This window comes from Lysinibacillus sp. FSL W7-1291, from assembly GCF_038593415.1.
In the GTDB taxonomy this organism is placed as follows: domain Bacteria; phylum Bacillota; class Bacilli; order Bacillales_A; family Planococcaceae; genus Lysinibacillus; species Lysinibacillus fusiformis_D.
Genome location: NZ_CP151994.1, coordinates 2,022,155 through 2,037,103, shown reverse-complemented (window position 1 = coordinate 2,037,103; position 14,949 = coordinate 2,022,155). Strand labels below are relative to the sequence as shown.

Below are 14,949 nucleotides of genomic sequence, written 5' to 3'. Positions count from 1 at the left end.
TTAAATCTCTTTTTTGCATAATCTCCTTAAAGTGTTCAGTAAAGAATTCTTGACCCTAACGATTACGCCTAATTCTTCTAATGCTTCTCTCCTTGCAGTATCTTCAGGTTTTTCATTATTCTCCATTCCACCGCCTGGAAAAACATAATAAACGGTACCATCTCTTTCCCTTCTAATAAGTGCAACCATTTTACTTTCAATTATTACAACCGAACTTCTATCTCTCATGCTTATAACCTTCTTTCAAATTTCCTAACAATTAATTGTCCTATTAATTCCTTTTTATTTACTGTAATCCTCAGATTGTGCAGTAAATGCATCATTCCATATTTTCATATATTGCCCAATTATATTGTCCTTATATAGGTAATTACCTATATATCAGGAGTTGTTATGCAATGAAAACAATGTCTACACTTGGATGGATCATATTTATTTTTGGCATTACTTTGCTTATAAGCGGAGTGGGAAGATTATCTGGTTTCTTTGAATATGATTCAGTTATTCCAAATAAATTTGTTGCACTAATATACATTTCTATGGGCTTTTTTGTCATGTTCATTTCTTTCTTTGTGAAACCCAAAAAAGAAAAAGTTTCATAGTTTTACCAATCAATATCTTTCAAGCATGTTCCTTATATTGTGCAGCAATCAAACAGAACCATATTTTTAAATATTCCCTAATAATGTTATCATTTTGTAAGTTATTAACCTAAATATCCGGAGTTGTTATGCAATGAAAACACATTCTAAAATTGGACATATCATATTTGTTTTAGGCATCTTATCGCTTTCAATCGGATCAGCGAGATTAACTGGTGCCCTAGAATACAATAGATTTATTTCAAATAAATCTATTGCAGTACTATTCATTGCCATGGGGGTTTCTGTTATGTTCATTTCATTCTTTGTAAAACCTCAAAAAGATAAATAACTTTACATAACATTATCTTTCCAATATTCAATAATAATGGTTTTACACCCTTAGTCATGTTAACCTTAAAGTGTGATGTGATTTACATAAATTGGAGGTGTACAAATGGTTGTTAATTTACGTTTCTATATACAAGTGGTTTCAACCATTTTCATTATGATCTTTGTCTTCATGAATTTTTTAGGGCATTGGACCGCAGACAGATTCGTTCAAATTATATTTTTCTTTGGTATGGTATTCGCGGCTTTCAGTGTCGGTATGGAAACGGAGAAAAAGCTAAAAAATAGAAGCTGATTAGGCGAGCTAATCGGCTTTTTTATGTTCAATCTTTTTCAGCATAGCTCCTTTCAAAAACTCCATGTCAAATCATATATGGTAAAAATAGATAATTACTGGTATATTATAGGTTGTATTTATTTCATGAAAGGTGGTGCGTTGATGGATAAAACGCTGGGAGATTTACAAAGAGAAATGATCGTTGAAGTTAAAAAAGGATTCCCTATTTTACTTTCTGGTGCCGTTGTTTTTTTACTTTTCACCCTAATGCCCTTAGTTTTGCCAATAGAAGTTGTACGTTTAATTTGGATATTTGGCTTAGGAGCTATTTTTCCCATCGGCTTCTTCATTAGTAAAATTCTTGGTGTTAATTTAAACGCTACTGGTAACCCTTTAGGGACGTTAGGAGGAATCGTTGCCGCTCCTCAAGCTTTTTACATACCTGTATTTATCATTGTGTATATGAACATACCTGAATTCCTTCCCTTCACAATTGGTTTACTTGCAGGCGCTCATTTTCTACCTTACATATGGATTTATAAAAGTAAAGCTTATTTATTTGTGACTTTAGGCGTTTGTTTTTCTGCTCTGATTTTAGGTGGCTTCTTTGTCGATCAAGCTTACACACTTGTACCTTTAGCAATCTCTATCGTGTATGGAATGGGCGTTCTTTTGATTCTAAGAGAACTTAAAGTCAATCCGATTTAATCACCTTTCTCTAGGTGATTTTTTTGGACACTATCTATCGTTTAATTATTCCAGACCTCCTTCAACCTGAGAAATAAAGTATTCATTTTCTACTCCTTGTTTGTCCCTTTACAATAAACGTATTCATAAATGAAAGGATGGATGGATTTGCTGTTTCCATATCGGAATGATCTTAGAAAAACATTAATACCTTACCTAAACACACTTGATGAGGCATTTTGGTTTAAAAAGTCAGATTTTTATCCAAATAATATAGCATGGGTTATTTTGCATTTATCAAGTAGTGAAGACTATTGGGTGAATGAAATTGGACTTAAAAAACCTTGTATGTTAAACCTTCACGATGATTGTTCGCCGAAGGAAATACTAGATAGCTATATTGAAATTAGAAATTATACGGATAATATTCTACATACATTGGACAATTCGCAACTCAATCAATTAGTTAAAGTTCCTAAATTTTCCGATGGTTGGACACCACCCTCCGTACCTACACTTAACTGGTTGTTTCATCATGTATACTCGCATGAAGCTTACCATATTGGGCAAATCTCCGTTATCGCGCACCTTAATGGATTGCCAAAGCCATTATTTTAATAAAGGGAAAGCAAGGAAAAGAACAACTTCTTTAAATGGAGGAACAGTAATTTGAAAAAATTTCGTGGGAAAAAGCGTCCTTTTACTCCAGATATTCTTGAGCAAGTTGCTGATTTAGATAGATGGTCATACCCAGCTTCATATTTTTCAAAGCCCATTTTTACATAAATACGGTTCATTTTCTGTTGTAATGATTAACTGATTACAGGATACCTCTCCTCATTGGACGATCATATCCTCTAGGAGTAAATGAGCCTTGATAAGCTTTATGTACAACCACACTGTAAATGGCGGCATAAAATACTCCATCTGGCCAAGCCCACTGTTTTTCCATCCACCATAGTGAATACTTGATATGTACTTACATTGAAAACTTGTTTGATAATCTGTTCATCATGTTTCTTCCATCCAACAGATTGGTAAACCTCCTTTATTATTGGTAAATCCTTCTCTCCCATCGCGTATTGAAGTAATACCATTATCATCCACCTCCCCTAGGAAAACGATGGATAGTCTATTATACTTAATAAAAATGACTTGGGGATGGTGGGATTATTATGATGTTTGCTCCATTATTTGAACAGGACGTACCAGCAATCCTTCTTCCTTAACGGTAGAAGTGCTTTTTCTCCGTTAAGGGCATAGGTATCTATGAAAACGGAGGAAAAAACATGAGAAATAAAAGTATCGGCGCCATCTTTTTATCGCTTGCTGCAAGTATTTGGGGCGCCATGTATGTAGTAGTTAAAGTAGTGGTGGAGGTTGTGCCACCATTGGAGCTTGTTTGGATTCGTTATTTGATTGCGGTGATTGCACTCGGTATTATCGGCATCGTGATGAAGCAATCTTGGACAATCGCTAAAAAAGATTGGTTGATTATTTTTCTTGTTGGTCTCATCGGAAATACGATTTCGATTGTCACGCAAGAAATGGGGACAATGCTCTCCACTGCTCAAATGGGAGCGATGATTACTGCTACAACCCCTGCTTTTATGGTTGTCTTCGCTCGTTTTATTTTGCAGGAAAACATTACGATTAAAAAATGCTTGTCCATCGTCCTCGCGAACATTGGCGTTGGGATCATTGTGGGCAACGGCCAAATCGATATTACACAGCAATTAGGTGGATTCTACTTACTAGTCGCTGCTTTAACATGGGCCTTCATGTCGGCATTAGTAAAAAAAGTGCCTAGCCACTACTCACAAATTGTCGTGACAACCTATTCATCTATAGTAGCTGTGATTTTGTTGACACCTTTTATCCTGCCAAGATTAAAGGATTTGGCGCTAACAACTATTTTGCAGCCAACGATTTCAGGCGGCTTGCTTTACTTAGGCATTGTTTCTACAGCGGGTGGCTTTTTATTGTGGAATAAAGGGCTTCAATTAATGAATGCGTCAAGTGGCGGCTTATTTTTCTTCTTCCAGCCCATTGTCGGCACATTTTTAGGCTGGCTCTTATTAAGAGAGACGATAGGACTGTCCTTTTGGCTAGGCTCCCTGTTCATATTGAGTGGTGTTTTTATCGTCATTCGAGATGAATAAATGGACGTGCGTTTCTATTTTATATAGAGACGCACTTTTTATGTTGACATCTGGACGCTACCTTAGCTAGTCATGTTGACAATTGTAGGCTCATATATTGCAAAAGCCTAAAGGAGCTGATACTGTGATTACCTTTTTCGATAACTTAAAGGAACTCGCTTTGTTAGTCATATTAATTGCCAGTATGGTATATCGTCGACAGCTAAAATTAACGAAATGGCAAAGAACACTAACAATTGGTGAATGGACCATGTATATCATGCTTTCGATTGCCTTGCCTCTTTATGCGGTACTTTATATTGCTTTTATTTTGGGCACATAGCAAAATAAAACATCCTATGCTATTTTGGGGAGGATTTTATGTTTCAGACAATGGACCATTTTTTACATTCTTGGACATGTGAAGCTGCTGCTACACAAAAATTGCTTGATTAGCTGACGGTTGAATCGCTTCAGCAAACCATAACATCTTTGGTCGCATTGCTTGGAGGAGATTACTGCACATCGAGTCCTATTTTTATAAAACGTTCAAGTGATGATGAAGCAGTAATTGCATAAATTGATTTAGACTTAAACATTTCTATACAGGAAATAAAGAGTTATGCTATAATACATGAGAATACTCAAAGGGTATCAACCAATTCTGAACTGTAGCGATTAACTTCGCTGCAGGTTTTTTTATATGTTGACGAGTTGAAAAAAAGAGAGCAATCATTTAAAAGAAAATGAAAGGGCTCTCTTGTTTTATGTTTCTTTATCTTTTTTCCCCCATTGATAGGGCTTATTTGACCAATTCCACATGAGAATCAACAGATAGATGAAGAACATTAGGCCGATCATCATCATGACATTTTCTCCCCATGTAATCGATTCTTGTTTTCTCCATTGATTGATCGTTCTCACAATGAAATAAGCACAAGGATAGATAAAATAACTTATTTGGTCTCGTCTCAATCTTACACCTCTATTATCCGTCTTACTGGTCAATCATCGTCACAAGCTTGTTCATCGTTTTCCAATTGCGCACCGTTGCAGGTATCTCCAGCTTGTGTAGCTGTTGACCCAGCTTGGCATTGCGGATGCTCTCGTAAAATAACAGATAAACGTCTCTGCCCTTGATGAGACAACGCTCTTTTTCACTTTCGTAGGCTAATAACTTCGCACCATTCACTTCAGTGGGTGCAACTGGTAGCATGGCGACATGGAGACTTTCCCCTGTAGCTGTGGTACTTGCCTCAGCCATATCTTGCTCTGAAAACGGACAATTATGGACGATTGATTGCAGTTCTTCGGCTGTTCTGATTATCACGATACTCGTGATATGGAAAACTGTTTGAATGGTTGCTTGTATTTGCTGTTGTAGGTATACCTCAGACTCACTTGATTCAAACAGGATATTGCCGCTTTGAATATATGTCCGAATGTTTTGTAATCCCAGCGGTATAAGCGCTTCTCTTAATTCAGCCATTTTCAATTTATTGTGTCCACCTACATTAATGCCTCTTAAAAATGCTATATATTTCGTCATGCCATTCCACCTTTCCTTTCATCCTCTAGTATAGCAACCTCTAAGGAATAATAGGAAAAAACTGCACCCTTTTATTCCAGGTGCAGTTCACTGATTAGGCTAATTGGTGAATGTCCTCTATCAAGCGATCTACTTGTTCCTTTTTTGTGGCCCAGCTTGTGCAAAAGCGCACAACGGTATGGTTGTCATCAAAGGTTTCCCAAGTAGAGAAGGAATATTTCTCAGCCAAAGCCGTCAGCATGTCGTTTGGTAAAATCGGAAACTGCTGATTGGTTTTCGAATCATAGCGCAATGCAAAGCCTTTGTCGATAAACGCCTGTCGAATTAGCATCGCCATGTCTACAGCATGATGAGAAATAGCCATATAAAGGTCTTCTTCAAATAGGGTTTCAAACTGAATGCCTAATAAACGCCCCTTAGCAAGCAGCCCTCCTCTTTGCTTCATCATGTAGCGAAAATCCCTTTGATACGCAGGATTCACTATTACGACCGCTTCGCCAAATAATGCGCCCATTTTCGTGCCACCAATATAAAAAACATCACAAAGCTTCGCAATCTCTGCTAAGGATAAATCGCTCTCTTGCGCTACAAGCCCGTATCCTAGTCGCGCCCCATCTAAAAATAGCGGTAAGCCACATTCTCGACAAACCTCACTTAAAGCCGTTAATTCCGCCTTGCTATACGTCGTGCCATTTTCTGTAGGATGAGATATGTACACTAAGCCCGGCTGCACCATATGCTCATGCGTGCTATCCTGCCAATGAGCATCATAGCATGCTTTCACCTGTGCCGCCGTTATTTTGCCATCCTCGCTCGGCAATGTCAGCACTTTATGACCAGTGGCTTCAATTGCACCTGTTTCATGCACCGCAATATGTCCCGTATGCGCGGCAATGACTCCCTGATGAGGACGCAAAATAGACGAGATAACAATTGTATTCGTTTGCGTACCGCCGACTAAAAAGTGAATATCTGCTTGTTCTGCTGCAATCGCTTTTTTAATATAAGCTCTAGCTGTTTCCGAATGCTTATCCATACCATAGCCAGGTGTTTGCTCCTCATTTGTCGTCACTAATCGTTGCAAAATCTGTGGATGTGCGCCTTCTGCATAATCATTTTCGAATCGTATCATATTGAGTCCCTCCAAAATTCTCTCTATCTATTACTCTATCTTACGCCATATTGCCCCATCTTCGCCATTTGTTTGTTCTTATGATAGGGTGATGCTTCTCATTGTGATGTCCCTTTGTTCGTCCCAAATGAATCGTCATTTTATCAGCATTCACCGATGATTCTGCACAATTAATAGAGATTGTAGAAACAAATGCTCCGAATATTGACTATTTACTGGCTCCTCTATCATTCATACCGCGTCCTGTGTAAACATCAAGTACTCCTTTAGTACTATCGCTCCGAGTGTCAATTTGGCTAACTAGATGATTGATGCAGAAACAAGACATTTAAGATAACCTTACATATGAATAAAACTGGAGACCAGTCTACTACCGGTTTCCAGCTTTTTCGTGGTGGATGCTTATGCTCCGATTTTGAGATGCTTCCTGACAATTCGGTTATTTTATAACACGCTTTTGGCTGCGTTTTCTTGTGATTTTGCCTTTGAGCGGAATTACAAGGAAATATAGCAAATTATCTAAACCATTCGTTCATTCTCCTGATGAGCCACATGAGGAATCGCTAGTGGATGCGCTATAATCAGCACAATGATGGCTTTCCTGTGAGGAAATCTGTGCATCATTTGTTAGAAAATCGTTTGTTGGGTGACTATGGTGTGATTGCTCGCTCGATTTATTGTACGGTTGATTGAGCATACTGACTATACCGACGACAACGATGATCCCAATAAACAAGATAAATAAAGTCATTTATATCAACTCCTCTCAACCATTTTATATATTATACCATTTATTGTTATTGTTTACAGTATACTATGGATTGTTTCTGGATTTCTTTTATTGCTAATGTGTTTTGTAGAAAGGTGGCATTGGTCTAGTGGACGTGAAATGAAAGATAAAATAACACCACAATCACGATGATTGTGGTGTCAGTATTATGATTGCGATTTACGTGTTGCAGATTTTTTCGACCGAGTACCTTCGTTCGAATTTTTCTTTTGCTCTTGTGTTAAAGCATTTTCTTCACGCACATCTAAATCATCTGGACTTAAATCTGTCGCTAATTCTGCCAACTCTGACTGACGTTTATATTGCTTGCCCTTCGACAAAATGATCACCTCCAAGTAGTCTTACATTGCCCTATTTGGTTTGATCTATTCCCAGTACAGTATGAAATGATTATTTCTAGCTAAACTAATTTCACTGTCTGCTGGTTCAAAAGATGGTCATACAGTTGCTCATATAATTTATGGTAGGTCGCAAGGCTATGCTGCTTGGTATAGCACAATTAAGAATCCATGCGGTTTGCTTAAATTGACTATTCCTTTCATGTTCTTCAATGAGCATCGATAGAAGGTGTTCTTGGCGGTACATTTCTTTTATAGAATGTTGTTTTTTCATTGTAAAGATGTCAATTGTACGAGAAAGCGATGCCTAGTAGAATTCTTTTCATTGATAACTTTTAACACGCCAGAAAATCATATACAGTCCCCCTTTCCAATATAATCTATAACATGTCATTGATAAGGAAAGAAGGGCGATGGAATGATGACGATTATCACAAAGCCATCCATTGGCTTAACCCAATTTACAGACTTCACGATGAAGGGAAGTACAGCCAAGACGAAGTTTGTGAAAGATATTAAATATCAGGGAGATTATCATCCAATTAAAGATTATTGGAAGGCATTACGCGATGGTTTTAAAAAATACCATGAACAGGGTTTGCCTGACGATTATTTACTCGATATGATTGATAATGCCCTCCCTGCACGGCAAAAAAATTATCAGGATGTCGTAAAAGCCTATTTAAAATTTTTAAAAAATAAAAATGTTCAATGGTTTGAACCAGGTAAGGCTAATTGGTATAGTGATGCATTAACGGTGCGTTCCAATCCTGAACTTGGTTTAATCATCGACGATATCCCCTACTTGATTAAGCTGTATTTCAAAGGTAAAAATGAGCGCATTGATAAATATAAATGCCAATCTGCCTTAACCCTCCTGAAAAACTCTCACTACGAAATAGAACACCCTGACACTATTAAACATGCCATTTTAAACGTGCAAAAAGGTCGCCTGCTGACTGAAGATCAGTCGACGGACGATCATCGAATTGCGCTGGAATCTGATGCAGCTCAATTTATGTTTATATGGAATAGGCTCTAACCTCTTCAACCAAGCTAAATCTCCCAAAAGGCATTCATCTAACATAAAATCATTATTATTAGGCGATTTTATCTGTATCCTCCATGACAAATGAGTGTTTGTTATAGGATAATGGGCTTGTGTCTATTAAAGGTAAAGGAAGTGCTACTGGATGAATGCAGAAATGGTGATGCAGGAGCTAGAGGCTCTAGGCAAGGAACGGACAAAAAAAATGTATCTGTCAAATGGTGCTCAGGAGCCACTGTTTGGTGTGGCAACGGGAGCCATGAAGCCTATTGCGAAGAAAATCAAAATCAATCAGGCTCTAGCAGAAGAACTTTATGCTACAGGTAACTATGATGCGATGTATTTTGCAGGCGTTATTGCTGATCCCAAAGCAATGACTGTGGAAGATTTTGATCGTTGGATGGATGCGGCTTATTTTTATATGCTGTCTGATTATGTTGTAGCGGTCACGTTAGCGGAAGCACCTATTGCACAGGAGGTTGCGGATGCATGGATTGCCAGCGGTGAGGAGCTAAGAATGTCAGCGGGCTGGAGCTGCTATTGCTGGCTTTTAGGAAATCGCAAGGATAGCGAATTTTCTATAAGCAAATTAGCCAACATGCTGGAAGTGGTAAAAAATACAATTCATGATGCACCAGCACGCACGAAATCTGCGATGAATAATTTTCTATACACAGTGGCCATTTCCTATGTACCACTTCATGAGCAAGCCATTGAAACGGCACAGGCAATTGGTCCAGTGGAAATGAAAAGAGACAACAAAAAAAACACTACGCTAAATGCTTATGAAACGATTCAAAAGGAAGTAGAGCGAGGCAGACTTGGTTTTAAACGAAAATATGTAAGATGTTAAACACCGTGTCTAATAAGACATCCCTCCCACAAGGATGGATGTCTTTTTTAGATAGAAAACAATGAATTTTAAAATCAAGGTAACCAATGAGGTGCTTTGAATGAAACAGAAACAAAGGGCAACCATTTCTTAAAAATTGTCATTATTTTGCTAGGTATTCCTGCTTTAGCTTTAGGGCTATTTTCGTTACTTGACATGGCTAATCGAGACGCAGTAGCACATCTCGAATCTGCTTATTTGTCCTATCTTTTTTAATCTATGTGTCTGCTCTATGTGTTCCCTACTACATTACGTTATATCGTCTCTTAATCAACATCAACCAGCATAAAGCGTTCTCGGCATCGTCTGTAAAGGCTTTGAGAACTATCAAATATTGTACATTCACGATTGTTCTCTTTCTTGCACTGGGCATTGCAGCATCTATCATCATGTTTACTGACAAGGAAGACATAACTGGCATTACGATTCGGCATAATCGCTTACGCTGCATCTACATTTTTTCGAGTTGCTCGAAAACCATTGCCATCCGTCAGAGGCACAGGATATTGATTTGCCATAAGAAATGGTTTTATTGGGTTTCAACACCCGCTGAAGCAAAATAAATTGGCACTAACAACTTTTAATTGTTAGTGCCAATTTATCGCCTATACATGTCCTACTACTTCCGCTGTTTCGAAAGTTCTTCGTAAAAGGGCTTCTTTTTATACGCCACATGCCTATTGCTCTAGTTTCCTCCAATTTTTACAACTATTTTACTATAAAAACATATCAAAATTTACTTTTTAACAGTATAATAATTACATATTTCAATAATAGGAGGATATTTATGAAGAAATTGGTTTTATTAATGGCGATGTTTACATTATTTCTCGCTACAGCCTCTATTGCGGAAGCGCATCCTGGGCGTTTAGATGGCAATGGTGGGCATAATTGCTCGGACAAGTCCAAAGCGAAAGGGCTTTGTTCAGGCTACCATTATCATAATGGAGGGTCCTCCTCAGGTGGTCAAAGCCAATCTACACCGACACCAAAAGCAACTACAGCCCCAGTGTTGACAAAAGTTGCTGTCTATTTAAATAATGTAAAGCAACATTACACGCCTGGCGCTTATATGAAAAATGGCACAACATTAGTGCCGATGAAGGCCATTTTTGAATCACTTGGAGCAACTGTTGCTTATGAAAGTGCAACGAAAAAAGTAACGGCAACAAAGGGCAGTAAAAAAATTGTGCTTGGTGTGGGGAATAAAATGGCTTATGTTGATGCAAATGGTACTACATCCACTATCGCCCTCAGCCATCCAGCTGAAATTTATCAAGGAACAACGATGGTCCCTCTAAGATTTGTCAGTCAAGCACTTGGTGCAAATGTAACATTTGATGAGGCAGCATTGATTGTTTATATCTCGACCAATTAATGGATAGGCTTTACAGCAGCATTCCTCAGGATGCTGTTTTTTATTGTTGCTTAAAGTCAAAGTCGTACTTCTTATTGATTTTCCCAGCAATGGTTTCTAAAAATGATGCCACTGTCATATTCTCGACTTCATTTGTATACCATGCTAGTTTCGCACCATAGTTCTTTTTATTATAATTCACTTCTAAAGGCCAGAAATTTTCCGTTTTATAAGTATAATCAAACTTCACATATAATTGTTTCCCCTCTGGACATTCCATTATCACCTTGTACAATGGTTTTTTTCTTTCTTGCTCGAATTTCACTTTTTTTATTTTCGTTAACATCAAAACCCCTCCTCTCTTCTACTACATTCGACAAAACTTTGAAAAAACCTTTATTTAATGAAAAAGGATAAAGCTCGCTTTTGCATGCAAGCTCTATCCTCCCCAGTTAATTCGCTATAAATTTATCGTAATAACGTTTAAGCATTGTCGCCATTTGTTCCCGCGTGAGAGCGCCTGCCGGATTCATGTTCTGACTGCCATCGCCTCGGATAATTCCTTCGTTAACGGCCCATTCCCATGCCTCTTTATGAGATGCTCCTACTTCCCTGCTTGCTTGTAGGCTAGCTTTTTCAGCTAATAAGCTTTTTAACATCGCAATTTCTTGTTTCAGCTCATTATATTGTGACACTGTTAATCCCTCCTCAAGTCCATTTTTAATATCTAGCTGGAACTGTGCTTCTGAAATCCCCATACTTTTTAAATAGGCAAAAGGATCTTTGTGTGTGGTACCTCCTAGATTTTCCGTAATCCATCGATGTGACTTAATGCCGTTACCATTGCCATCTAAAACAGTTGGGACTCCTGCCTCTATGGCAAGCTTACGTAACAGCCAAATATACGCTGCATAATCCTTTTTAAACTGTTCCTTATTAGCTGTCCGTGCCAGCTCCACCTGGGCATAGCTATATGGATTTCCTTTTGGACCACAGCCATATTGCACACGATTCACGGGGGCTACTTGTACGATTCGTCCACCACCGCCTACCCAGTGGGATACAAAAGCATTCGCTTTATTTCTATTCATATAGGCAATCTCGTTTTCCAATGCGTTTGGACCAGTATTGCTGCTATTACCTGATTCATGCGCCACCACATATTTTATAGCCGTGAGCGCTTGATTCGGTAACCCTGACATGATCTGTTTTTCAATAACATAACTCATACTACACCACCCTTTCCTATCATTTTTTCGTGAATGACAGCTATGTTATCCATTTCTACTATTTGTGATGTTCAGGGAAAAACGATAATTAATCAGAGGTATTCCTTACGGGGCTTAACAGGTTCTTTTCTTGCATACGACTATTGCTATCATTTCACCTCTCTTTCTGAGTGTGAATGATACAAAGACATTCACTTATAGTTAATAAATGCTCCCATACCAGTGATTTCTAGTTAATTGTGCTCTTTTACTATTTTTTATATATGATTTTTTTACCCCTTCCTACTATCCAAGACATTGACAAAGATTGCTTCCTATAGTATTTTGTATCTTCTAAAATATTGAAAGTGAGGGGATGACATGTGCGTATAGTAGATATATTTCAGCAATTGCCAAGCTTAGATGGTTTTACGCAAATAACCAAAGTCCTCAAAGGCTATTCTCCTGATACTAAGTATCTCGTAACTGTGGGAGAAACGCGCTTTTTTGTACGATTAGCAGATGTAGCGCATCGTGAAAAACGCAAAAATGAATTTATGTTGCTACAGGAATTAGAAAAACAGGGTGTAAAAACACATAAAGCGATTGACTATAAGGTGCTGCAAGAAGCCCATTTAACCGCAACGGTCGTTCGTTTTTTAGAAGGAATACCCGCGGATGATGTCATCCAGCAATTCACTGACTTTGAGCAATTCCATCTCGGTCTTGCTGCTGGGCAACAATTGAGAAAAATCCATCAAGTGAGTGCTCCGCCAATGCTCAATTGGGAGGCGACACAGCGCAAGAAATTCTCTGCTTATTGGAAGGCATACCAGCAAGGTTCCTATCACATACCACAGGAAGCAAAATGATGAAGCTTTATTGAGGCGCATCTGCCACTGCTAAAACATCGACCTGTGACCCTTCTCATGACTTTTATAATCTTGCCTTATTCAGTAGACGTCACAGCATCCCCTACTGCATCGGGCAAATCAATGGCTTTTTTTCGGCTACTCCAGACGATACATTTTGGCAGCTTTATGCCTTATATGCGGCAATGACGGTCTTTTCAACCATTGTTTGGACACGCCAATACGACCCACGTTCTTTTGACGATGCGTTGGCAAGGATTCATTTGATATTACAGGATCATGATGACTTTTCATCAACCAAACCTTTATGGTATTCGGACGATTATATGCTCTCTATTAATGCTAATATTTTTTGACGTTCCGCTGCAAAATCCATTGTTGGCTGTTGATCACATAGTACTTCCTCTTCATGACGCTGATGAAACCACTTCGGAATGATTTCTTGACGTCTATTAACTTGCTGCTGTGTCATCTGTTGCTTACGTGCTTGAAATCGCTGCTGCTCGATGGCTATATCTTCCATGCTTTTTATTTTTTTGCTATACCAATTTTGCAAAATCTTTTCTACATACCGCCAACGTAATACATTGTGTTCCACTGCTAGCTTCATCGCATATATAACCATTTCCTCCGTAAAAATAGTGAGCCAATGATGAATTCTCTCACCAATATGGGCAGTTTGTGCACCAAAGCCTTGTTGCTCGTAAAAGTGATAGACAGAGGGTGCAGATTGTTTATCATCATCTATATTTTTTAGTAATTTATTATTTAGTAATTCATTATTTAGTAGTGTGGGCTTTTCCGTTTGTGGTGCTACCGTTGACGCATTTCCCGTTGACGGCATGGCAGCAAGTGCTGGAGCTTCATATACGAGAAACTCCACCTTACGAAACTTACCATCTTTTGTTCTCTCTTGAATTTTTTGAAGATAACCCGTCTGTATCAGTTCGTCTACAATTCGTGCAGTCGCTTCTCGTCCACATTTACTGCGGGTTGCTAAATCGGCAAGACTAAAAGACCAATCATCTGGTAAGGACAGCATATAAGCAAGCAGCCCCTTCGCCTTCCAGCTTAATTGATCATCATTTAAAAATCCCTTGTCCAAGACAACGAAATTCTCCTTTTTGGCTACTCTATAAATCATTATGATCCCCTCTTTCTGTCAAATTCCCTTTCTTATTATATAAAGGGAATTTTTCGAAAAAGGGACATAAAAAAAGAACATGCCACAACAGCATGTCCGAATTTTATTGATAAAGCTCTTGATAAACGATTACTTTTAAAGCAGCAAGCTCTTCATCCGACAATTTTCCTTCAACCATTTGCAGTGCTTCCTCTTGTGTCATCGAGCCATCTTGCAATTTCACACGAATGTCGTTCAGCTCCGTGATCCCCACTTTTTGAATTAATACTTTAGTCGCCTCTTCTTTTGTCGTAAACGGCAATGTACTGCTGTCAACCGTTTTTGCCTCCTCCATATAGGCTTTCAACTGAGGGTCATTTTCAATGGTATTTTTGATTTCTTCCTTTTGTCCGCTGCTTTCTAATTCCGTTGACAACGTATCTACGATTTTTTCAGAGGCAAATTTTGTGCCGAAATGTAACACACCATACCCAGCTACGCCAAGGAAAATAATCATCACTACTAGAAATTTAATGAATCTCAAATTCTCACTCCTTTACTCACGTTCATCATACTATATGGAGCAGGTCGTTGAAAAATAAT

General features: G+C 38.4%; 23 protein-coding genes and 1 pseudogene. 13 read left to right on the top strand and 11 right to left on the bottom strand.

Features of this window, described 5'->3' with window-relative positions; translation table 11 throughout:
* Positions 1 to 228: an NUDIX domain-containing protein gene (locus NST76_RS09925; protein WP_342545120.1), complete on the bottom strand. Its 228-nt coding sequence runs from the start codon at positions 226 to 228 to the stop codon at positions 1 to 3.
* A gap of 170 nt (positions 229 to 398) precedes the next feature.
* Here NST76_RS09925 and NST76_RS09920 point away from each other — a divergent pair, with 170 nt between their 5' ends.
* From NST76_RS09920 to NST76_RS09905, 4 genes are all read left to right on the top strand, one after another.
* Positions 399 to 602, top strand: coding sequence for a hypothetical protein (locus tag NST76_RS09920; protein ID WP_271913199.1), 204 nt, complete (start codon positions 399 to 401; stop codon positions 600 to 602).
* Between the two features lie 133 nt (positions 603 to 735).
* Positions 736 to 933 (top strand): hypothetical protein, encoded by a 198-nt coding sequence (locus NST76_RS09915; protein ID WP_271913198.1) that lies wholly within the window; start codon positions 736 to 738, stop codon positions 931 to 933.
* 438 nt (positions 934 to 1,371) lie between these two features.
* The gene (locus tag NST76_RS09910) at positions 1,372 to 1,917 is read left to right on the top strand and encodes a hypothetical protein (protein ID WP_342545119.1); all 546 of its coding nucleotides are present in this window, start codon (positions 1,372 to 1,374) and stop codon (positions 1,915 to 1,917) included.
* A 141-nt stretch (positions 1,918 to 2,058) separates the two neighbouring features.
* A complete protein-coding gene (locus NST76_RS09905; protein WP_342545118.1) occupies positions 2,059 to 2,514 on the top strand; it encodes a DinB family protein in 456 nt (151 codons plus the stop codon).
* A 266-nt stretch (positions 2,515 to 2,780) separates the two neighbouring features.
* Here the strand turns inward: NST76_RS09905 and NST76_RS09900 are convergent, their stop codons facing one another.
* Positions 2,781 to 2,993 carry a hypothetical protein gene (locus NST76_RS09900; RefSeq protein WP_271913191.1) on the bottom strand — a complete coding sequence of 71 codons (213 nt, stop codon included), beginning with the start codon at positions 2,991 to 2,993 and terminating at the stop codon, positions 2,781 to 2,783.
* 192 nt (positions 2,994 to 3,185) lie between these two features.
* On the opposite strand from NST76_RS09900, the gene NST76_RS09895 reads away from it, so the two are divergent.
* The 3 genes and pseudogenes from NST76_RS09895 to NST76_RS09885 form a co-directional block, all read left to right on the top strand.
* Positions 3,186 to 4,058 (top strand): DMT family transporter, encoded by an 873-nt coding sequence (locus tag NST76_RS09895; RefSeq protein ID WP_342545117.1) that lies wholly within the window; start codon positions 3,186 to 3,188, stop codon positions 4,056 to 4,058.
* A gap of 97 nt (positions 4,059 to 4,155) precedes the next feature.
* Complete coding sequence (locus NST76_RS09890) at positions 4,156 to 4,380, top strand: hypothetical protein (RefSeq protein ID WP_058843081.1); 225 nt, start codon at positions 4,156 to 4,158, stop codon at positions 4,378 to 4,380.
* Positions 4,381 to 4,418: 38 nt separating this feature from the next.
* Positions 4,419 to 4,490, top strand: a pseudogene (locus tag NST76_RS09885) (hypothetical protein); the annotation flags it as partial.
* A 312-nt stretch (positions 4,491 to 4,802) separates the two neighbouring features.
* Here NST76_RS09885 and NST76_RS09880 read toward each other — a convergent pair.
* From NST76_RS09880 to NST76_RS09860, 5 genes are all read right to left on the bottom strand, one after another.
* The gene (locus NST76_RS09880) at positions 4,803 to 5,012 is read right to left on the bottom strand and encodes a hypothetical protein (protein ID WP_089932275.1); all 210 of its coding nucleotides are present in this window, start codon (positions 5,010 to 5,012) and stop codon (positions 4,803 to 4,805) included.
* Between the two features lie 22 nt (positions 5,013 to 5,034).
* Positions 5,035 to 5,586, bottom strand: a complete 552-nt coding sequence (locus tag NST76_RS09875) for a DUF1697 domain-containing protein (protein WP_036122698.1) — start codon at positions 5,584 to 5,586, stop codon at positions 5,035 to 5,037.
* A 94-nt stretch (positions 5,587 to 5,680) separates the two neighbouring features.
* A complete protein-coding gene (locus NST76_RS09870; protein WP_342545116.1) occupies positions 5,681 to 6,718 on the bottom strand; it encodes an aminotransferase class V-fold PLP-dependent enzyme in 1,038 nt (345 codons plus the stop codon).
* Positions 6,719 to 7,250: 532 nt separating this feature from the next.
* Positions 7,251 to 7,469, bottom strand: coding sequence for a hypothetical protein (locus NST76_RS09865; protein ID WP_080717073.1), 219 nt, complete (start codon positions 7,467 to 7,469; stop codon positions 7,251 to 7,253).
* 185 nt (positions 7,470 to 7,654) lie between these two features.
* The gene (locus NST76_RS09860; RefSeq protein ID WP_230593830.1) at positions 7,655 to 7,837 is read right to left on the bottom strand and encodes a hypothetical protein; all 183 of its coding nucleotides are present in this window, start codon (positions 7,835 to 7,837) and stop codon (positions 7,655 to 7,657) included.
* Positions 7,838 to 8,267: 430 nt separating this feature from the next.
* On the opposite strand from NST76_RS09860, the gene NST76_RS09855 reads away from it, so the two are divergent.
* The 5 genes from NST76_RS09855 (at position 8,268) to NST76_RS09835 (ending at position 11,164) form a co-directional block, all read left to right on the top strand.
* Positions 8,268 to 8,888 carry a hypothetical protein gene (locus NST76_RS09855; protein WP_342545259.1) on the top strand — a complete coding sequence of 207 codons (621 nt, stop codon included), beginning with the start codon at positions 8,268 to 8,270 and terminating at the stop codon, positions 8,886 to 8,888.
* A gap of 151 nt (positions 8,889 to 9,039) precedes the next feature.
* Positions 9,040 to 9,747: a DNA alkylation repair protein gene (locus NST76_RS09850; protein ID WP_101966605.1), complete on the top strand. Its 708-nt coding sequence runs from the start codon at positions 9,040 to 9,042 to the stop codon at positions 9,745 to 9,747.
* A gap of 96 nt (positions 9,748 to 9,843) precedes the next feature.
* Entirely contained in the window at positions 9,844 to 10,002 is a 159-nt protein-coding gene (locus tag NST76_RS09845) for a hypothetical protein (protein ID WP_342545115.1), read from the top strand.
* Positions 10,003 to 10,007: 5 nt separating this feature from the next.
* Positions 10,008 to 10,349: a DUF2975 domain-containing protein gene (locus NST76_RS09840; protein ID WP_342545113.1), complete on the top strand. Its 342-nt coding sequence runs from the start codon at positions 10,008 to 10,010 to the stop codon at positions 10,347 to 10,349.
* 224 nt (positions 10,350 to 10,573) lie between these two features.
* Positions 10,574 to 11,164 carry a copper amine oxidase N-terminal domain-containing protein gene (locus NST76_RS09835; RefSeq protein WP_058843076.1) on the top strand — a complete coding sequence of 197 codons (591 nt, stop codon included), beginning with the start codon at positions 10,574 to 10,576 and terminating at the stop codon, positions 11,162 to 11,164.
* Positions 11,165 to 11,204: 40 nt separating this feature from the next.
* On the opposite strand, the gene NST76_RS09830 is transcribed toward NST76_RS09835, so the two are convergent.
* Positions 11,205 to 11,489 carry a hypothetical protein gene (locus NST76_RS09830; protein WP_036122715.1) on the bottom strand — a complete coding sequence of 95 codons (285 nt, stop codon included), beginning with the start codon at positions 11,487 to 11,489 and terminating at the stop codon, positions 11,205 to 11,207.
* A gap of 106 nt (positions 11,490 to 11,595) precedes the next feature.
* On the bottom strand, positions 11,596 to 12,372 hold the full coding sequence (locus NST76_RS09825; RefSeq protein WP_036122718.1) for an N-acetylmuramoyl-L-alanine amidase: 777 nt from the start codon (positions 12,370 to 12,372) through the stop codon (positions 11,596 to 11,598).
* A 362-nt stretch (positions 12,373 to 12,734) separates the two neighbouring features.
* Between NST76_RS09825 and NST76_RS09820 the strand changes: the two genes are divergently transcribed.
* Positions 12,735 to 13,223, top strand: a complete 489-nt coding sequence (locus NST76_RS09820; protein ID WP_257982890.1) for an aminoglycoside phosphotransferase family protein — start codon at positions 12,735 to 12,737, stop codon at positions 13,221 to 13,223.
* Between the two features lie 322 nt (positions 13,224 to 13,545).
* Here NST76_RS09820 and NST76_RS09815 read toward each other — a convergent pair whose 3' ends face one another.
* Positions 13,546 to 14,367, bottom strand: a complete 822-nt coding sequence (locus NST76_RS09815) for a DnaD domain protein (protein ID WP_342545109.1) — start codon at positions 14,365 to 14,367, stop codon at positions 13,546 to 13,548.
* A 103-nt stretch (positions 14,368 to 14,470) separates the two neighbouring features.
* Entirely contained in the window at positions 14,471 to 14,890 is a 420-nt protein-coding gene (locus tag NST76_RS09810) for a hypothetical protein (protein WP_051891658.1), read from the bottom strand.
* Positions 14,891 to 14,949 lie beyond the last annotated feature (59 nt).